The organism is Pseudomonas sp. NPDC086581, from assembly GCF_044746165.1.
Classification (GTDB): Bacteria; Pseudomonadota; Gammaproteobacteria; order Pseudomonadales; family Pseudomonadaceae; genus Pseudomonas.
This window is the reverse complement of the sequence record NZ_JBIVBR010000011.1, coordinates 24,806-43,199: the sequence shown is the minus strand read 5'-3', so window position 1 is coordinate 43,199 and position 18,394 is coordinate 24,806. Positions and strand designations below refer to the sequence as shown.

Sequence of the window (18,394 nt, the reverse complement as noted above, 5' to 3'; positions counted from 1 at the left end):
TGTTGTTATCGGAGATTTCGGGCAAGACTATAGGCCGAAAACACTAAAAACCAGTTCGGCGCCTCACGCATGTCAAAGCAAATGCTTCATCCAGAGCGTCTCAAGGCCTGGCTCGACCAGTTGGAAGATCTGCCTTTGCCGGTTCCGCTGGAGCAGCGCGATGACATTCGCCGTGCGTTGAACGATAGCCGGCGCTCGATCCGCGATATTGCCGACTTGTTGCAGGACGCGCCGACACTGGCTTTCGCCATCCTGCGCGAAGCCAACCGGGCGCAGAGCGCACGGGACAATCCGGCGGAAAGCCTGGAGGTCGCGCTCAACCGCCTGGGCCTGAGCCGCGCCAGCCAGTTGCTCGACAGCCTGCCCGCGGTACCCGAAGCGCAGATGCCGCGCGCGCTGAACCAGCTGCTGCTGATCAGCCGCCACGCCATGCAGCAGGCCAGCGGCCTGTTCGCCAACCGCCTGGCGCGGCTCTGGCAGGAAATCCACTGGGGCAGCCTGTTCACCCTGGCACCGCTGTGGGCGCTGGCCACCGCAAGACCGGAGCTGATGGAGAACTGGCAGCGCCAGGTCTACGGCCTGGGCCGCTGCAGCAGCGAAGTCGAAGAGGAACTACTTGGCACCCGCCTGCTGCCGCTGTGCCGTGCGCTGGCCGACAGCTGGCGGCTGCCAGACTGGGTCGGCCAGGGCTACGCCCTGCTCAGCGACGACAAGCGCCTGCTGGTGCGCGCCCTGCATGTCGCCCACACCGAACACGATGCGCTGGGACAGCAGCAGCGCCTGGACGCCGACCCGGAGCTGCAGCGCTGGCTGACCCGCCCGGCCAACACCATCCTCCTCGCCAACAGCATCGCCATGGCCGCGCACCAGTCCTGGGGCGGCGTGCACATGCTGCGCTGGCAGCGCCTGACCAGTCTCTACCTGCAGATGCCTCTGGACGAGCTGCAGCGGACTGTCCACGGCCTCGCCGCGCAGAGCGCCCGGCGCCACGCCCGCCCGCAGCTCTGGCACCCAGCCGAGGCGCTGCTCTGGCCTTGGGAAGCCCGCCGTTGGCTCAACGGGCCGAAAGCCGAGGAACCCGCCAAGGCGCCAGACACCCTGGCGCAATGGCGCCAGCACTGCACCCGCCTGATGCAGACGCCCAGCCCGTTCGGCAACGCCGTGCAACTGCTCGACTGCGCCACCGACGCACTAAAGGCCTGCGGGCTGCAACGCGGGATCATCCTGCTGGCCGACAAGAGCGGCAGTTGGCTGCAGGCGCGTCGGCATTTCGGCCTGGACAGCGAGATCGGCGACTTCAAGCTGGAAGTCGCCGCCAGCCCGGTGCTGCGCAAACTCCTGCAACAACCCGGACAGTTACGCCTGAGCCCGGCCAACATGGCTGAGTTCTCGGCGCTGATTCCCGGCGCGCTGAAGGCGCTGATCCCCAGCGAACACCTGCTGCTGCGCTCGCTGGGCAATGGCGTGCGGGTCGTCATGCTGGTCGTCTGCGATCGCCACGGCCAGCCGCTGGCAGACCTGCACGCGCAGGCCTTTGGCCGCACCATGCAGTGCGTCGAGCACGCGGTGAAACACATGGCGCGAGGCGCTTGATCCGCGAAAGGTTTGCGCCCCGCCTCGTCCCCTTTAAACTAACCGCCCTCACGGGGTAGCCCAGGGCGCCTGCTCACGTTGCCTCCCCCACCGTTCCCGCCGGGAGACTCCGACATGTCCGCCTTCTCCGCCCTGCCCCTGGTGATCGAACCGGCTGACCTCGCCAGCCGCCTCGACGCCCCCGAACTGATTCTGGTCGACCTGACCAGCGCTGCGCGCTATGCCCAGGGCCACATCCCCGGTGCCCGCTTCGTTGCCCCTGCGCGCACCCAGCTGGGCGGCACGCCGGCACCGGGCCTGCTGCCGGCGAAGGCCGACCTGGAAGCGCTGTTCGGCGAACTGGGGCACAACCCTGATGCCGTCTACGTGGTCTACGACGATGAAGGCGGCGGCTGGGCCGGCCGCTTCATATGGCTGCTGGATGTGATCGGCCACAGCAACTACCACTACGTCGACGGCGGCCTGCACGCCTGGCTCGCCGACGGCCTGCCGCTCTCCGAGGACGTCCCGGCGCCGGCCGGCGGCCCACTGCCGCTGACCCTGCACGACGAGCCCACCGCCACCCGCGAATACCTGCAGAGCCGCCTGGGCGCCGCCGACCTGGCCGTCTGGGACGCCCGTAACCCCAGCGAATACAGCGGCCAGAAAGTCCTCGCCGCCAAGGCCGGCCACGTGCCCGGCGCCGTCAATTTCGAATGGACCGCCGGCATGGACCCGGCCCGCGCCCTGCGCATCCGTACCGATATGCCGCAGATCCTCAAGGACCTGGGCATCACCCCGGACAAGGAAGTGATCACCCACTGCCAGACCCACCACCGCTCCGGCTTCACCTACCTGGTGGCCAAGGCCCTCGGCTATCCGCGGGTCAAGGGCTATGCCGGTTCCTGGTCGGAATGGGGCAACCATCCCGACACCCCCGTAGAGGTTTAAGGAATGTCGTTCAAAGATCGTCTGTTCATCCTCGCCCAGTACCTGCTGCCGCATCACCTGCTGTCGCGCCTGATCGGCTGCGCCGCGGAATGCCGCGCGCCCTGGTTCAAGGACCGGCTGATTCCCTGGTTCGCTCGCCGCTATCAGGTGGACATGCGCGAAGCCCAGGTCGAGGACCTGCGTGCCTACGAGCACTTCAACGCCTTCTTCACCCGCGCCCTGAAAGAAGGCGCGCGCCCGCTGGACGAAAGTGAAGGCGCGGTGCTCTGCCCCGCTGATGGCGCCATCAGCCAGCTCGGCCCGATCGAGCACGGCCGCGTGTTCCAGGCCAAGGGCCACAGCTACAGCCTGATGGAGCTGCTGGGCGGCGACGCCGAGCGCGCCGCGCCCTTCATGGGCGGCGAGTTCGCCACCGTCTACCTGTCGCCCAAGGACTACCACCGCGTACACATGCCGCTGGCCGGCACCCTGCGCGAGATGGTCTACGTACCGGGCCGCCTGTTCTCGGTGAACCAGCTGACCGCCGAGCAGGTGCCGGAACTCTTCGCCCGCAACGAGCGCGTGGTGTGCATCTTCGACACCGAGCGCGGGCCGATGGCCGTGGTTCTGGTAGGGGCGATGATCGTCGCCTCCATCGAGACCGTCTGGGCCGGCCTGGTCACGCCGCCCAAGCGCGCGCTGAAGTCCTTCTCCTACGACGAAGCGTCCCGCGCGCCGATCCACCTGGAAAAGGGCGCAGAACTGGGCCGCTTCAAGCTGGGCTCCACCGCCATCGTGCTGTTCGGACCCGAGCAAGTCAGCTGGGCGGAAAACCTCGCCGCCACCAGCGCCGTGCGCATGGGCGAGCGCCTGGGTGGCGCGCGCCAGGGCTGACGCCCACTCTTATAAGGCGGGCGGCCAACGAGTCGCCCGCCATCGCTTTTCGCCTCACCGTGCCACTTCCCTGCCATGAAACACTTCCTGCATCTCTTCGGCTGGCGGACAAATGCCACCAGTCATCTGGAAAAATGGCTCTCCGCAATTGGAGCGCTGTGCGGCATCGCCGCCATCTATGCCTTCACTCACTGGGTCCTGCCCAGCGAAGCGGCCATCTGGGTCGTCGCCTCGATGGGCGCCAGCGCCGTGCTGCTGTTCGCCGTGCCCCATGGCGCGCTGTCGCAGCCCTGGGCCGTGCTTGGCGGCCAGGTCCTCTCGGCCATCGTCGGGGTGGTCTGCCAGAAACTCTTTCCCGACCAGCCCTTCACCCCCGCCCTGGCGGTAGGCGCGGCGATCCTGGTCATGCACTACGCGCGTTGCATCCATCCACCGGGTGGCGCCACCGCGCTGGCAGCGGTTTCCGGCGGCCCGGCCGTCACCGCGCTGGGCTTCCACTACGTGCTCAGCCCGGTGCTGCTCAACGTGGTGCTGATTCTCACCGTCGCCGTGCTGTTCAACGGGCTGTTCGCCTGGCGCCGCTACCCCGCGCCGCTGGCGCGCCTGCCGGGCTCGCCAAAGCTGCCCGCCGGCCCGTCCCCGGAAGACCTCTACCACGCGCTGCGCAAAATGGATTCCTTCATCGACGTGCAGTTCGACGACCTGCTGAAGATCCTCCAACTGGCCCAGGAACACGCCCAGGCGCAGCGCCTGACGCCAGACGACATCCAGCTCGGCGCCTGCTACAGCAACGCCCTGAGCGGCGACGCCTGGGCCGTGCGCCAGGTAATCGACGACCACCCGGACAAGCGCGGCCGCCAGGACCAGGTGGTCTACAAGGTGGTGGCCGGCGCCGGCAAGGGCAACACCGGCGTGTGCCGCCGCCAGGATCTGCTCGACTGGGCCGCCCATCCGGTGATCGCCCAGGGCGACGGCTGGGTACGCAGCACGGCGCAGGACTCGGCGAAAAACGCCTTGCAACGCCAGATCAAAGGCGAAGCGCCGCCAGCGTGACCTGCGCGCGCACCATCCGGGCGATGGGCTGCGGCGGGCGACGGATGCTGCTAGAGTTCGGAAAAAGCCGACAGTTATGACCAACCGGTTCGTACAACGAAGCGGATTGTGGAGAAACCATTCCCGCCATGGACAACAGTCCCCAGCAGTTTCTGCGTGTTCCCACCCCGACGCACGAGAGCCTGAGCTTCTGCAACGCCAACCCGCGCGAGCTGAAAAACTGGCTGGATCACCTGCCCAAGGCCAACCTCGGGGAAACGGCCCGCCAGCTCTACCAGGGGCTGATCGAACTCAACCAGCTCAAGCTGCCGGTCGAGACGCGTCTGCAATTGCTGGAATTGTTCCGCCCGGAAGTGCACTTCGTCTGCCATAACCTGGAACGCCACTTCCTCAACCAGTCCATCGTCCTGGACGAACGTCCGCGCAAGGTCGCCAACCTCTGCCAGGCACTGCAGAACCACCTGGCCATCGGCTACAAGCTGATTGTCGTGCGCGAAGCCTCGCGCTTCACCCGCGAGCGCGCCCAGGTCATGACCGCTGCCATCCAGCGCGCGATCCGAAGCCTCTGCGGTCCGCTGGTGCGCGCCTCGCAGCTGTACTGCCCGGTGCCGGAAAACCTCTGGCTGGAACTCCACCAGCTCTACCAACTGGCCCGCCAGCACGGTCTGCAACACACCCCGGTGCGCGACGCGCTGGCCCGCCAGGCCCAGGGACTGTCCATCGAACAGTCCTACCTGGTGGCGCTGATGCTCGGCTCTGCGCGCTGCAACCAGATGCGCCAGAACAACATCGCCCGCGTTGCCGAAGTCCTCGAGGGCTGGGCGGCGCAGGTGAAAGTGCAGGCCGCCGATGCGCCCTCCACCCTGTTCGTCGTAGTTCCGCAAGTGGATGGCCCGCCGCGCTACCGCACCCTGTTCAAGGAGAGCGACCTCGTCGGCGCCCTGGGCATCGACCCGCAGCCGCTGGTGGACGTGATCCGCGAATACCTCCTGCTGCCCCCGGAAAACCGCGCGCAGGCCCGCCTCAAGGTGCCCGAGGGTGTCAGCATCGATCTGCTGCAGCACCTAGCCGCGGCCTGGGGCGATATCGCCGAGCGCACCTTCCACCGCACGCCCGGTCAGAGCCAACTGACCCTGTGCATCGGTATGAGCGCCCTGCACTACTTCCTCGCCGGCCGCAGAAGCTTCAATGACCTGCTGAAGATTCAGGTGCAGGAACAGATACCGACCTTCAAGACCGAGGTGAAAGACGCCTGGTCCGACGCCTTCGACGCGCAGAAGCTCAACGACTGGCAACCCGGCATGCCGCTGGAAGAGATCGAGTACACCGCACCGCGCTCCACCGATGAGAGTGCCCTGGGTGGGGTGACGGAAACTCCGCGCGACGATTACCCGGTACACACCCTGGCCATTGTCAACCACAGCCCCGGCGGCTACTGCCTGACCTGGCCGAAGGACATTCCCAGCCAGCTGCAAGCCGGCGAACTGCTCGGCATCCAGGACACCCCGGAGCACAGCTGGAGCGTCGCCGTGGTGCGCTGGATCCGCCAGGTCCGTGGCGGCGGCACGCAGATGGGTATCGAGCTGATCGCCCCGCTCGCCCAGCCCTGTGGCCTGCAGCTGCTGCGCAAGACCGAGCAGGGCAGCCAGTACCTGCGCGCCCTGCTGCTGCCGGAAATCGCCGCGATCTCCCGCCCGGCCACCGTCATCACCCCGCGCCTGCCCTTCCAGGAAGGCAACCGAGTGCAGCTCAACCTGCATGGGGATGAACGCCGCGCCAGCCTGACGCGCAAGGTCACCGCCACCGCCAGCTTCACCCAGTTCGAATACCAGGCACAGGATGCCGCCGGCGCACCGAGCGATAAGCCCATCACAGCCCCGAACGCTCGCGGCCCTGGCGGGGAGGAAGACTTTGACTCGCTGTGGAAGTCTCTGTAGATTCCGGGGACTTCCCTTTCGTCGCCTTTTTGCTGCCGTCCAGCGCGGTATAAGCAGCCTTCCTCATGGCCAATGAAAAGAAAACCATCCGCCTGCTGATCCTGGAAGACTCGCAGAACGAAGCCGAGCGCCTGGTCAGCCTGTTCCGCAACGCCGGTCGTGCGACCCGCGTCCACCGCATTACCTCCAGTGAAGACCTGACGGACATCCTGCCCCAGGGCTGGGACCTGTTGATCGCCGCCCCGGAAGCCGAGGCGCTGGACCCGAGCGAAGCGCTGGGCGCCATTCGCCGCCAGGCCAAGGACATTCCCTTCATCCAACTGGTCAGCGGCAATGATTCCGACGCCGTGACCGAGGCCCTGGCCCTCGGCGCTCAGGATGCCCTGCCGCAAGGCGAGGACGAGCGCCTGATTCTGGTGGCCAACCGCGAGCTGGCCAACCTTGAGGAACGCCGCGCGCGCCGCTCCGCCGAAGTTGCCCTGCGCGAAGCGGAGAAGCGCTGCCAGTTGCTGCTGGACAGCTCGGTGGACGCCATCACCTACGTCCACGACGGCATGCACATCTACGCCAACCGCGCCTACGTCGGCCTGTTCGGCTACGAGGACGCCGAGGAACTGGAAGGCATGCCGATGATCGACCTGATCGCCGGCTGCGACCAGGCCACCTTCAAGGACTTCCTCAAGGGCTACCACATCACCAAGGAAAGCAGCGAAGACAACGCCGACCTCGCCTGCAGCGGCATCCGCAGCGACGGCCAGGCCTTCGCCGCGCGCATGACCTTCTCGCCCGCCACCTATGACGGCGAGCCGTGCATCCAGGTGGTGATCCGCGCCGAGTCTGACAACGCCCAGCTCGAGGAAAAACTCCGCGAAGTCAGCAGCCAGGACCTGGTCACCGGCCTGTTCAACCGCGCCCACTTCCTCGACCTGATGGACAGCGCCGTGGAGCGCGCGGTGACCGCCGGCCAACCGGCCACCTTCGCCTACATGCAACTCGACCGTGCCCAGGCGCTGCAACTGGACCTGGGCGTCGCCAGCATCGACCTGCTGCTGGCGGACCTGGGCAACCTGCTGCGCGCGCAGTTCCCCGAGCCGGCCCAGCTGGCGCGCCTGGGTGACGACGTATTCGCCGTGCTGCTGCCGGGTGAAGCCCCGGAGCAATCCGCACCACGCTTCAACTCGCTGCTGAAGAAAATCGAAGGCCACCTGTTCGACATCCATGGCCGCAGCGCCCAGGTCACGCTGTCCATCGGCACTGCCGGGCTGGACGAGAAGACCACCCGCGCCCAGGACGTCATCGAACGTGCCCACCGTGGCGCCGACGAGGTCGCCCAGAAGAACGGCAACGGCCTGAAGGTCTTCAATCCGGCCGACGAACTGGCCGCCGCCGCCTACCGTGGCGACATCAGCGCGATCATCCGCCAGGCGCTGGAGCAGAACAGCTTCCGCCTGCTGTTCCAGCCGATCATCAGCCTGCGCGGCGACACCCACGAGCACTATGAAGTGCTGCTGCGCCTGCTCAACCCGCAGGGCGAGGAAGTGCCGCCGGCTGATTTCCTCAACGCCGCCAAGGCCAGCGGCCTGGCCGAGAAGATCGACCGCTGGGTACTGCTCAACTCCATCAAGCTGCTCTCCGAGCATCGCGCCAAGGGACACGAGACCAAACTCTTCGTGCACCTCTCCAGCTCCAGCCTGCAGGACCCGGAACTGCTGCCGTGGCTGAGCGTGGCCCTCAAGGCTTCGCGCCTGCCGGCCGACGCACTGATCGTGCAGATCAGCGAACCGGACGCCATCGCCTTCCTGCGTCAGGCCAAGGTGCTGAGCCAGGGTCTGGCCGAGCTGCACTGCCAGATCGCACTCTGCCAGTTCGGCTGCGCGCTCAACCCGTTCAACACGCTCAAGCACATGAACGTTGACTTCGTGAAGGTCGACGGCTCCTACGTGCAGGACCTGAACGTCCCGGAGAACCAGGAAAACCTGAAGACCCTGATGGCCAGCCTGCACGCCCAGGCCAAGCTGACCATCGTGCCCATGGTGGAAAGCGCCACCGCCCTCGCCACCCTGTGGCAGGCCGGCGCCAACTACATCCAGGGTCGTTACCTGCAGGGCCCGAGCCAGGCGATGGACTACGACTTCGCCTCGGATGAGTGAATCCGACCGGTAGATGCAAAAAAGCCGCCCCCGAAGGGCGGCTTTTTCATTCCGGGTCGCTCAGTGCAGGTCAGGCGCCTTCTCGATCACGGAAGCCGAGCAGGTACAGAATGCCATCCAAGCCGAGGGTGGAGATCGCCTGCTTGGCCGACTGCTTGACCAGCGGCTTGGCGCGGAACGCCACGCCCAGCCCGGCCAGGCCGAGCATCGGCAGGTCGTTGGCGCCGTCGCCCACGGCAATCGTCTGCTCCAGTTGCAGGCCTTCCTTCGCCGCCAGTTCGCGCAGCAGGTCCGCCTTGCGCTGTGCATCGACGATGGGCTCGATGGCCACGCCGGTCAGCTTGCCGTCGACGATCTGCAGTTCGTTGGCGAACACGTAGTCGATGCCCAGCTTTGCTTGCAGTTGCTTGGCGAAGTAGCTGAAGCCGCCGGAAAGAATCGCGGTCTTGTAACCCAGGCGCTTGAGCTCGGCGAACAGGGTTTCGGCGCCTTCGGTCAGGCGCAGCGAAGCGCCGATCTCTTCCAGCACGCCCTCGGAAAGGCCCTGCAGCAGCGCCAGGCGCTCCTTGAAGCTGGCGCGGAAATCCAGCTCACCGCGCATAGCGCGCTCGGTGATCTCGGAGACCTGCTCGCCGACTCCCGCGGCCTTGGCCAGCTCGTCGATCACTTCAGCCTCGATCAGCGTCGAGTCCATGTCGAATACCGCCAGGCGACGGTTGCGGCGAAACACCGAGTCCTGCTGGAAGGCGATGTCGACGTTCAGCTCCTGGGCAACGCTGAGGAACTCGGCGCGCAGGGCCGCCGGATCGGCAGGCTCGCCGCGCACGGAGAACTCAATGCAGCCCTTGCCCTCGTCGGCCGGCATATCCAGCGGCATGCGCCCGGACAGGCGATCGATCTGATCGATGTTCAGGCCGTACTTGGCGGTGATCGAGCTGACGCGCTGCAGCTGCTCAGCGGTCACCCGGCGAGTCAACAGGGTAACGATGTGGCGGGGCTTGCCCTGGCCACCGACCCACTGGCGGTAGTCGTCTTCGGAGACCGGCGTGAAGCGCACCTGCTGGTCGAGCTTGTAGGCCGTGAACAGCACGTCCTTGAGCACCGACGAGGCCCGCTCGTTATCCGGGATTTCCACCAGGATGCCGAAGGACAGGGTGTCGTGGATCACCGCCTGGCCGATGTCGAGGATGTTCACGCCACCCTGCGCCAGGACGCCGGTAATGGCCGCGGTGAGGCCGGGGCGGTCTTCCCCGGTGATGTTGATCAGGACGATCTCGCGCAAGGCGCTGTCTCCGCCATGGAAAAAAGGCGGTCATTCTACCTGCTTTCATTGCTTGCGGATGCTCCGCTCGCCCGTCAGCACCCGGAGCAAGAGACGGCGCCGCCGATCGGAATGCACGCCTGATCGATGCAGCGCGCAGACTTTCGCCGCCTTGACAGCGCCTGCGGCGCTTTGCCCCTCGGTAGGGCATCGTTATACTGCCCCGCATCTGCCCTAAAGAAGACCGAGCCCGCTGTGACCCGGCCCACCTCCGTCAAGCCTGACAATTTCTTCCTGCTGCTCTTCCACGCCCTGCGCCAGCGCCGCGTGCCGATTGCCTTGCGCATTGCCGTCCACGGCTTGCTGCTGGTGGCCACGGCCCTGGTGATCTACGCCTGCGTGATGGGCCTGCAGTTCAAGCAGGCCATGCAGCAGCAGGCCGATGCCCTTGGCCAGAGCCTGACCACGCAGACCGCGCAGTCGGCCACCGAGCTGCTGGTGTCCAATGACATCCTCAGCCTCAATGTGCTGCTCAACAACCTGACCAAAAACCCGCTGGTGGCCCACGCAGCCATCTACAGCGTGGACAACCGCATCCTTGCCGAGTCCGGCACGCGACCCAAGCAAGGCCTGCTGGGCGACGCCGAGGGCCTGTACTCCACGCCCATCACCTTCCAGGAAGTGATCGCCGGCCACCTGCGCATCAGCCTCGACATGCACCAATTCGAGCAGCCGATGACCGTCAGCCTGCAGAGCATGGGGCTGATCAGCCTGATCCTGTTGCTGCTCACCCTGACCTTCGGCCTGCGCCTGGGGCGGCAGATTTCCACCCCCCTGCTACAGCTTCGTGTCTGGCTGCGCGATCCGGACGACAGCGCGCCCGGCGCCGGTCTACAGAACGAGATCGGCGACCTCGCCCGCCAGCTCCAGGCGCGCCTGGCGCCAGAGAAGCCGCCGGTCCCCGAGCCGGTGATCAGCACCCCCGCACCGCGTCCGAAAGCGCCTGCCAAGGCTGGCAAGCCCGCAGCCAAGGAGCCTTCTCTGGAAGCTGCCGACGCCACTGACGAACACGAATTCGACGAGAACATCTTCTCCGACGACGAACTGCTCGCTCCCGCCGCGCGCCGCAAGTCCGAAGCCGACGAGGACTTCCCCGAGGAAGAGTTCGAGGCGGTGACGGACGAGGAAGCCGAAGACGAGATCGGCGTCGAAGAACAAGAGCCCGAAGCCGAGCCGGAGCCGGTTTCCGCCGGCACAAGCGCCGTGCTGGCCGTACAACTGGGCGCCCAGGAACAACTGCGCCGCCTGCCGCGGGCGCGACTGGTCGATTTGTTGCAGCGATACCGCGACTGCCTGGAACAGGCCGCGCGTCTGTACAAGGGCACGCTTTACACCCTCAGCGACGGCGGCAGCCTGATCCTCTTCCACAGCCGCGACCAGGACGAAGAGTTCCTCACCAACGCCCTGTGCTGCGGCGAGCTGATGCGCGCCCTGGGCCATGCCCTGCAGATCGAAGTGGCCGACAGCGGCATCACCCTGCAACTGCAACTGGGCCTGGTGCTGGGCGAGGACATCGCCGACCTCGAACAGTCCGAGCTGCTGCAGGACTCTTCCGCTCAGGATGCGCTAGCCCTCAGCCAGCACAGCCGCAACCTGCTGCTGGTGGAGAAGTCCATCGGCGACGATGAAAAAGTCCGCGAGCGCGCACGTATTCGTCCTATCGCCAGCCCGGAAAACGCCTGCTGCGTGGAATGGCTGAAGGAACCTTATCCTTCCATGCTCGAACGCCAGCTCTCGCGCATGCGCGCCCTGCGCACCACCTGACCCCCAATAGAAAGAAAGGGGCCGCCGGGCCCCTCGTGGAAAGGATTCCATGACCACCCTGATCACCCATCCCCTGCCCGCGCTCGCCGTGGGTCTTGCGCTCGGCTCGCGCTTCATCCCGCCACGCCTGCTCCTGGCCGGCATGCTCGCCGCCTGCCTACCCGACCTCGATGTGCTTGCCTTCAAGCTGGGCATTGCCTACAACGACGCGTTCGGCCATCGCGGCTTCAGCCATTCCCTGCTGTTCGCGGCATGCATGGGTGCGCTCGGGGCGCTGTGCTGCCGCCCGCTGGGCAGCGGCCCGCTGAAGGCCGGCCTGTGGATGGGACTCGCCACCGCCTCCCACAGCGTGCTGGATGCGATGACAGACGGCGGCCTGGGCGTCGCATGGTTCTGGCCGTGGAGCGATCAGCGCTACTTCCTGCCGCTGCACCCCATCGAAGTCTCGCCCATCGGCCTATCGCGCTTCTTCAGCCAGCGCGGGCTGGAGGTGTTGATCTCGGAGGCGCGCTGGGTCTGGCTGCCCTGCCTGGGCGTGGCGGCGGCCGGCATCGGCCTACGCCGCGCAGTGCGTCGGAGCAACTGACTCAGCGCTTGCCCAGCTGCACCTGAAGCTGCTCCAGCAACGGCGCCTGCGCGCTCGGCAAAGGCAGCTTCGCGCTGTAACCCTTGAAGCTGCTGAACCGCGCCTGGTAATCCAGTTCGAGCCGGAAGCGGTTGTCCCAGCCGGGAGAATCTTCCGGCATCAGCTGATCGCAATCATGCAGGGCCTGCGGCGTCGCGCAGGGTTTGTACGCCTGAGGGTAGAACTGGCGCTTCCACAGCACCCAGGGCGACAGCGACAAACCGGCGAGGCTGTTGCGCCGCAGGTCCAGTTCCAGCAGTTGCAGCAGGCCATTACCGCCCAGGTACTGGTGCTGGTAGTCCACCATCACCATGTCCACGCTGTGCCCCAGGTCGTTGAGCATCCGCGTATGCACTGCCCCATCGGAATGGGCGTTCAGGGTGAGGAATACCTGATCGTTACGGCGAATGAGCCGATCCCACAACCGCGCGCCGCTGGCGTTGTCTTCGCGGGACAGCTCCGCCACGCCACCAGCGCTGGGCCTCAGGATGCTATGCGAGGCGAGGATCACCGGCACATGGGGATGCTCATCGATGACGCTCTGCGCCCACGCCAGGGTAGCCTCGGAAGGGCTCCAGTCCAGCGCCAGCAGAAGGAACGACTGGCCGTAGCGCTGGAACAGGTGCACCTGGCTCAGGCCCTTGGGATCGCTGCCGACGTAGGTGCTCTGCCAGGCGGCTCGCTCGGGGCCGAAGTGATCCGCGAAACGATCGAGGAAGGAGCGGCGGTCATCCGTGCTGGCCTCTTCGTGCACATCACGCTCACCCGTAGCGATGCTATAGGGCACGCCGCGCTCCTCCAGCGTGCGCATGGCGCCGCTGGCGGTCTGCCACTGGGTGGCGACACCGGCGTTTTCCACCACGTCGCCCAGGTGCACCACCAGCGGGACCTGCAGTACCTCGGCGTACTTGGCCAGCCAGAAAGTCTGCGCGAAGAACGCCAGCGCCGGCTGATACGGCAGGCCGGGGAAGCGCTGCTCGCTGCGAAACAGGTGACGCTTGCGGTGGTTGTTCTCCGCGTAGAACTGGGTATCAGGCAACAACGGCAGCACGAAGCTGCCGTCGCCTGAAGCGATCTCCAGCGCCGGCAACGGGTGCTGGCGGAAGAATGCCTGGTCCCGCTCGACCACATCCTGGGTATCGGAATCGCCGCAGCCGCTCAGCAACAGGCAGCCGGCAAGCAGGGAAGTCAATGCTTTCATCACGGGTTGGAGCCCACTCCGGGAAGGCGCAGCAGGCGGAAGGTTTCCTTGTCGAAGCTGCCTTCGAACAGCAACTCGGAGGCGGCAGGCAAGGAGGCGGCCATGCGCTTGGCATCACGGGCCTGGATCATGAGGTAGAACGGGCCGCCTTGCGCTGCCAACTGTTCCGGGCGGTCGAGGAACAGTGGCCTCAGGTCGCGGTCGAGGTTGACCATGAGCTTGATCGCCTGCGCGTCCGGCGCCATGCCATAGAGCGCCAGGGGCGCAGGCTGGGCATCGAGCTGGCGCAACACTTCGCGGGAAAAGCCCTGGCTGTCATACAGGCGGTGTTCCATCGGCTCGAAAACCAGGATGTAACTTGCCCAAAGCGCGAGCGCAGCGCCCAGCGCCAATGCTGCTGGACGTCGCCAGCGCAGCGCGCCAAATACCAGCAGCGCGGCAAGCACGACGATACACGCCGGCAAGCGCCAGCCCAACGCGGCAAGCTCCTGCGGATAACGCTTCCAGGCCAGCCACAACCCCACCAGCAACAAGGCCGGCAGGGCCACCCACAGCACACTCAGCAAGCCCCGCAGCACTTGCGCCAGTCGACTGCCGGCGACCATGAACGGGTACCCCGCCACGATGGCGGCCAGCGGAGCCAGCGCGATGATGTAGCGGGCCTTCTTGGCCTGCGGCACCGACAACCCGGCCATAACCACCAGCGCCGCCAGGGCGCAGCCCGCTACCAGACGGAACGCCGGCTCGCGGCGACGCTGCCAGAGCAGCGCCAGTGCCGGCAGTGCCAGCGGGAAGGCCAACGCGTAATTGCCCAGGGAGCTTCGGAAGTAATACAGCGCGTCGCTGGAACCAGCAGAACCGTCCAGTCGACCGATCACTTGCATCCGCAGGACGTCCTGGACGAAGACTTCGCCCCCTACCGAACGCGCCAGGGCGATCAGCGCGAAGACGCAGAGAATCAGCAGCGCCAGCGCGCTCGCCGAGAAGGCGAACAGCGGCTTCCAGCGCCGGTCCAGCAGCAGCTGACTGCACACCATGCCCGCCGGCACCACCAGCCCCAACGGGCCACGCAGAGCGAAACCGAGCAGCAACAGCGGCAAGAGGCGCAGCAGCAAGCCTGGGACGCCATGGCGTTCGGCGTGGAAGGCAACGTAGAAGGCAAGCAGGCCGACGGCGGCCACCATCAGATCCAGGGAGACAGCCCGTGTTTCGCTGACGAAGGTGGCGGTCAGCAGCAGCATAGCCACGCTGACCAGCGCCCAGGAGCGCGAGAACGGAGCCACCAGGCGGTACACGACGCCGGCGCAGATCGCCCCGGCCAGCGCGGTGGGCAGCCATGCGGTGAACTCGGTGACCCGGCCCAGCGGCAGCGACAACAGGTAGGTCAGGAAGGTCGAGGTGGCCGGATAGTCCGGATAGGGTGCGCCGTAGGTGGTCGGGAACCAGCCTGGCCCGTGGCGCAGCATTTCGCGCGCGAACAACACGAAGCGCGAATCGAAGCCGACGAAGGCATCGCCCTGCACACCAAGCAGGAACAGCACCAGCGCTGCCAGCATCACGCACAGCGTCTGACGACCCAGGGCGGAATCCGCCTGAACACCGGAGAATTGAAGGAGTGAAGACACGCGCGAGTCTCTCGCAGGTTCCGCGCGGAAAGCGTCCGAGCGCCAATCACCTGCACAAGCCCCTGTAGATACCACGGGGGCCGTCAAGAAGATGTCAAAACGGGCCACAGTAGAAGCAAAAAGGCCCGCAAAGCTATGCTCTGCGGGCCGTGAATGCTGCGATCACGAAGATCGACTTAGAAGCGGTAGACCTCGACATCAGTGCGGATCGGCACCACCAGCGGGATCTTCGGCCCTTCTTCCTTGGGCTTCGCCGCCTGCTCGGTGTTGGCCACCGCCGGCTTGCGTGGCGGCGCAGCCTGCTGCTCGGCAACCGCTGCGGCAACCGGGCGCACGTCACGGGCCAGTTGCACGGACAGCTTGCGCAGCAGGTCGCCTTGCGCCCGTACCTGGTCCTGCACGCTACCCGAATGCGCCTCTTCCTCGCGGAAAACGCGGCTGTCGCGCAGTTCACCCTTCTGGTCGAGCAGGCGCCAGCGCGCCTCCAGCACCGCCGGCTCCTTGGGGCCGGAGTCCAGGCGGCTGATGGTCAGCATGACCTGGACCTGCGGGGTGAAGCCGGGCTTCTCCGGGAACAGCGCCAGCCGGGTGCTGTCCAGCTCGCCCGAGAGCAGGCGCATCAGCTGCTGGCTGACGTTGGTCTCGAGGCTGCCGGCCCAGCGGGCTTCGGTGGACAGGTTGAGGATACCGTCTGCCTGACGCTGGACCATGGTCTCGCGCTTCAGGTAATCGGCCAGGGAGACCGGGCCGAGCAGTACGGCAACGCCGTTGTCACGGGTAGGGACGGGAACCGCGCCCGCATCCAGCTGGAACAGCTGGGTCGGTCGATTCACCGTGCAACCCGCCAGCCCGAGGAGGCTGACGAGGGAAAGATAGGCCAAGGCGCGCAATGCGCTCATCTGGATCACCGTCATTCGCCGAATATCGGCGCTACTTCCAACAAAACCAATATGACTTCAGGCAACGCGCCGCGGCGCCGGCTACCCAAAGGGACGTATCATCCCTTAACCGGCGCCTCAGCTCCAGAGGCAGAGTGTATCGAGCCGCGTTTCAATCCTGAGACAGCGATTCTACCAGCAAGGCGTCCACTCGCTGGAAACCGCGCGGCAGTTTATTGCCCCGGCGGCCCCTTTCACCCTTGTAGTGTTCCAGGTCGTCACCCTTGAGCGAGAGCGTCCGCTTGCCAGCCTGCAGCACCAGGGTCGCGCCCGTCGGAAGAACGGCGAGGTCGGTGAGGTACTCCTCGCGGCTCGCCACGCGGTCGCCCGGCACGCTGATGATCTTGTTGCCCTTGCCCTTGGCCAGCTGCGGCAGGTCGGACACCTTGAACAACAGCAGGCGACCTTCGGTAGTGACTGCGGCGATCCAGTCCTGTTCCAAATCGTTTACCGGGCGCGGCGCCATGACCTGCGCGCCGTTGGGCAGGCTGAGCAGCGCCTTGCCGGCCTTGTTCTTGGCCTGCATATCCTCGCCCTTGGCGACGAAGCCGTAGCCGGCGTCGGAGGCCAGCACATACAGGGCATTATCCTCCGGCAGCAGCACGCGATCGAAGGAGGCGCCCGGCGGCGGCGTCAGGCGACCGGTGAGCGGCTCGCCCTGGCCACGGGCGGACGGCAGGCTGTGGGCCGCCAGCGAGTAGCTGCGCCCCGTGGAATCGATGAACACCGCGTACTGGTTCGAGCGGCCCGGCGCGGCCACCTTGAAACCGTCGCCAGCCTTGTAAGACAGGCCGGTGGCGTCGATATCGTGGCCCTTGGCGCAACGCACCCAGCCTTTCTCGGACAGCACCACGGTCACCGGCTCGGTCGGCATCAGCTCGGTTTCCGACAGGGCACGGGCCTCGGCGCGGGCGACGATGGGCGAGCGGCGGTCGTCGCCGTAGGTCTCGGCGTCGGCCAGCAGCTCGTCACGCACCAGCTTGCGCAGCTTGGCGTTGGAACCCAGGATCGCCAGTAGTTTGGCGCGCTCCTTGGCCAGCTCGTCCTGCTCGCCGCGTATCTTCATCTCTTCCAGGCGCGCCAGTTGACGCAGGCGAGTGTCGAGGATGTAGTCGGCCTGCAGCTCGGAGAGCTCGAAGCGCTGCATCAGGACCGGCTTGGGCTGGTCCTCGGTGCGGATGATGTGGATGACTTCGTCGAGGTTGAGGAAGGCGACCAGCAAGCCTTCCAACAGGTGCAGGCGCTTCTCGACCTTGTCCAGGCGGAACTGCAGGCGACGGCGCACGGTGTCGGTGCGGTAGGTCAGCCACTCGCTCAGTACCTGGCGCAGGTCCTTGACCTGGGGTTTGCCGTCCAGGCCGATGACGTTCATGTTCACCCGGTACGAGCTTTCCAGGTCGGTGGTGGCGAACAGGTGGGTCATCAGCTCTTCGGCGTCCACGCGGTTGGAGCGCGGAATGATGACGATGCGGGTCGGGTTCTCGTGGTCCGACTCGTCGCGCAGGTCGGCCACCATCGGCAGCTTCTTGGCCTGCATTTGCCCGGCGATCTGCTCCAGCACCTTGGCCCCGGAGACCTGGTGCGGCAGCGCGGTGACCACGATGTCGCCGTCCTCGACGCGGTACACGGCGCGCATGCGCACCGAGCCACGGCCGGTTTCGTAGATCTTCTGCAGGTCGGCGCGCGGGGTGATGATTTCCGCTTCGGTGGGGAAGTCCGGGCCCTGTACATGCTCCATCAGGTCGGGGATGGTCGCCTGCGGCTCATCCAGCAGGCGGATACAGGCAGCGGCCACTTCGCGCAGGTTGTGCGGCGGAATGTCTGTGGCCATGCCCACGGCGATGCCGGTGGTGCCGTTGAGCAGCAGGTTCGGCAGGCGCGCCGGCAGCACGGCCGGCTCGTCCAGGGTGCCGTCGAAGTTCGGCACCCAGTCCGCGGTGCCCTGGCCCAGCTCGGACAGCAGGGTCTCGGCATAGCGCGACAGGCGGGCCTCGGTGTAACGCATGGCGGCGAAGGACTTGGGATCGTCCGGCGCACCCCAGTTGCCCTGGCCGTCCACCAGCGGGTAGCGGTAGGAGAACGGCTGCGCCATCAGCACCATGGCTTCGTAGCACGCCGAGTCGCCGTGGGGGTGGTATTTACCCAGCACGTCACCGACGGTACGCGCCGACTTCTTGTGCTTGGAATCCGCGTCCAGGCCCAGTTCGCTCATGGCGTAGACGATGCGCCGCTGCACGGGCTTCAGACCGTCGCCGATGTGCGGCAGGGCGCGGTCCATGATCACGTACATGGAATAGTTCAGGTAAGCCTGTTCGGTGAAGTCGGCCAGTGACCGGCGCTCCACGCCCTCCAGACTCAGATCGAGGGTTTCGCTCATGCGTGCC

13 protein-coding genes are annotated in these 18,394 nt (G+C 66.4%); 8 read left to right on the top strand and 5 right to left on the bottom strand.

What is annotated here, in order from left to right; genetic code table 11:
• Positions 1-81: 81 nt before the first annotated feature.
• The 6 genes from ACIPK7_RS21575 (at position 82) to ACIPK7_RS21550 (ending at position 8,536) form a co-directional block, all read left to right on the top strand.
• A complete protein-coding gene (locus ACIPK7_RS21575; RefSeq protein WP_401090068.1) occupies positions 82-1,593 on the top strand; it encodes an HDOD domain-containing protein in 1,512 nt (503 codons plus the stop codon).
• A 114-nt stretch (positions 1,594-1,707) separates the two neighbouring features.
• The gene (gene rhdA / locus ACIPK7_RS21570) at positions 1,708-2,523 is read left to right on the top strand and encodes a thiosulfate sulfurtransferase (protein ID WP_401090066.1); all 816 of its coding nucleotides are present in this window, start codon (positions 1,708-1,710) and stop codon (positions 2,521-2,523) included.
• A 3-nt stretch (positions 2,524-2,526) separates the two neighbouring features.
• The gene (asd, locus tag ACIPK7_RS21565; RefSeq protein WP_401090064.1) at positions 2,527-3,396 is read left to right on the top strand and encodes an archaetidylserine decarboxylase; all 870 of its coding nucleotides are present in this window, start codon (positions 2,527-2,529) and stop codon (positions 3,394-3,396) included.
• 75 nt (positions 3,397-3,471) lie between these two features.
• Positions 3,472-4,449 carry an HPP family protein gene (locus tag ACIPK7_RS21560; protein ID WP_401090063.1) on the top strand — a complete coding sequence of 326 codons (978 nt, stop codon included), beginning with the start codon at positions 3,472-3,474 and terminating at the stop codon, positions 4,447-4,449.
• 128 nt (positions 4,450-4,577) lie between these two features.
• A complete protein-coding gene (locus tag ACIPK7_RS21555) occupies positions 4,578-6,386 on the top strand; it encodes a molecular chaperone (RefSeq protein ID WP_401090061.1) in 1,809 nt (602 codons plus the stop codon).
• Positions 6,387-6,451: 65 nt separating this feature from the next.
• The gene (locus ACIPK7_RS21550) at positions 6,452-8,536 is read left to right on the top strand and encodes an EAL domain-containing protein (protein WP_401090060.1); all 2,085 of its coding nucleotides are present in this window, start codon (positions 6,452-6,454) and stop codon (positions 8,534-8,536) included.
• 70 nt (positions 8,537-8,606) lie between these two features.
• Here ACIPK7_RS21550 and serB read toward each other — a convergent pair whose 3' ends face one another.
• The gene (gene serB / locus ACIPK7_RS21545; RefSeq protein WP_401090058.1) at positions 8,607-9,818 is read right to left on the bottom strand and encodes a phosphoserine phosphatase SerB; all 1,212 of its coding nucleotides are present in this window, start codon (positions 9,816-9,818) and stop codon (positions 8,607-8,609) included.
• A gap of 234 nt (positions 9,819-10,052) precedes the next feature.
• Here serB and ACIPK7_RS21540 point away from each other — a divergent pair, with 234 nt between their 5' ends.
• Together ACIPK7_RS21540 and ACIPK7_RS21535 are read left to right on the top strand one after the other, a co-directional pair.
• A complete protein-coding gene (locus ACIPK7_RS21540) occupies positions 10,053-11,621 on the top strand; it encodes an AhpA/YtjB family protein (RefSeq protein WP_192434066.1) in 1,569 nt (522 codons plus the stop codon).
• Between the two features lie 49 nt (positions 11,622-11,670).
• Positions 11,671-12,207, top strand: coding sequence for a metal-dependent hydrolase (locus ACIPK7_RS21535; RefSeq protein WP_192434064.1), 537 nt, complete (start codon positions 11,671-11,673; stop codon positions 12,205-12,207).
• Between the two features lies 1 nt (position 12,208).
• On the opposite strand, the gene ACIPK7_RS21530 is transcribed toward ACIPK7_RS21535, so the two are convergent.
• The 4 genes from ACIPK7_RS21530 to parC form a co-directional block, all read right to left on the bottom strand.
• Positions 12,209-13,447, bottom strand: a complete 1,239-nt coding sequence (locus tag ACIPK7_RS21530; protein WP_192434388.1) for a calcineurin — start codon at positions 13,445-13,447, stop codon at positions 12,209-12,211.
• Positions 13,447-15,003, bottom strand: coding sequence for an ArnT family glycosyltransferase (locus ACIPK7_RS21525; RefSeq protein WP_401090338.1), 1,557 nt, complete (start codon positions 15,001-15,003; stop codon positions 13,447-13,449). The genes ACIPK7_RS21530 and ACIPK7_RS21525 overlap by 1 nt, the downstream gene beginning before the upstream one ends.
• Positions 15,004-15,248: 245 nt before the next feature.
• Positions 15,249-15,971: a membrane integrity-associated transporter subunit PqiC gene (locus ACIPK7_RS21520; RefSeq protein WP_192434062.1), complete on the bottom strand. Its 723-nt coding sequence runs from the start codon at positions 15,969-15,971 to the stop codon at positions 15,249-15,251.
• A 151-nt stretch (positions 15,972-16,122) separates the two neighbouring features.
• Entirely contained in the window at positions 16,123-18,387 is a 2,265-nt protein-coding gene (gene parC / locus ACIPK7_RS21515) for a DNA topoisomerase IV subunit A (RefSeq protein ID WP_192434060.1), read from the bottom strand.
• Between the last annotated feature and the right edge of the window lie 7 nt (positions 18,388-18,394).

Excerpts from the sequence above, each read along its gene's own strand:
- ACIPK7_RS21555 (WP_401090061.1), top strand. The coding sequence starts at position 4,578 with ATGGACAACAGTCCCCAGCAGTTTCTGCGTGTTCCCACCCCGACGCAC.
- rhdA (WP_401090066.1), top strand. The coding sequence starts at position 1,708 with ATGTCCGCCTTCTCCGCCCTGCCCCTGGTGATCGAACCGGCTGACCTC.
- ACIPK7_RS21575 (WP_401090068.1), top strand. The coding sequence starts at position 82 with ATGCTTCATCCAGAGCGTCTCAAGGCCTGGCTCGACCAGTTGGAAGAT.
- ACIPK7_RS21535 (WP_192434064.1), top strand. The coding sequence starts at position 11,671 with ATGACCACCCTGATCACCCATCCCCTGCCCGCGCTCGCCGTGGGTCTT.
- asd (WP_401090064.1), top strand. The coding sequence starts at position 2,527 with ATGTCGTTCAAAGATCGTCTGTTCATCCTCGCCCAGTACCTGCTGCCG.
- ACIPK7_RS21525 (WP_401090338.1), bottom strand. The coding sequence starts at position 15,003 with ATGCTGGCAGCGCTGGTGCTGTTCCTGCTTGGTGTGCAGGGCGATGCC.
- ACIPK7_RS21520 (WP_192434062.1), bottom strand. The coding sequence starts at position 15,971 with ATGAGCGCATTGCGCGCCTTGGCCTATCTTTCCCTCGTCAGCCTCCTC.
- ACIPK7_RS21530 (WP_192434388.1), bottom strand. The coding sequence starts at position 13,447 with ATGAAAGCATTGACTTCCCTGCTTGCCGGCTGCCTGTTGCTGAGCGGC.
- ACIPK7_RS21560 (WP_401090063.1), top strand. The coding sequence starts at position 3,472 with ATGAAACACTTCCTGCATCTCTTCGGCTGGCGGACAAATGCCACCAGT.
- parC (WP_192434060.1), bottom strand. The coding sequence starts at position 18,387 with ATGAGCGAAACCCTCGATCTGAGTCTGGAGGGCGTGGAGCGCCGGTCA.
- ACIPK7_RS21550 (WP_401090060.1), top strand. The coding sequence starts at position 6,452 with ATGGCCAATGAAAAGAAAACCATCCGCCTGCTGATCCTGGAAGACTCG.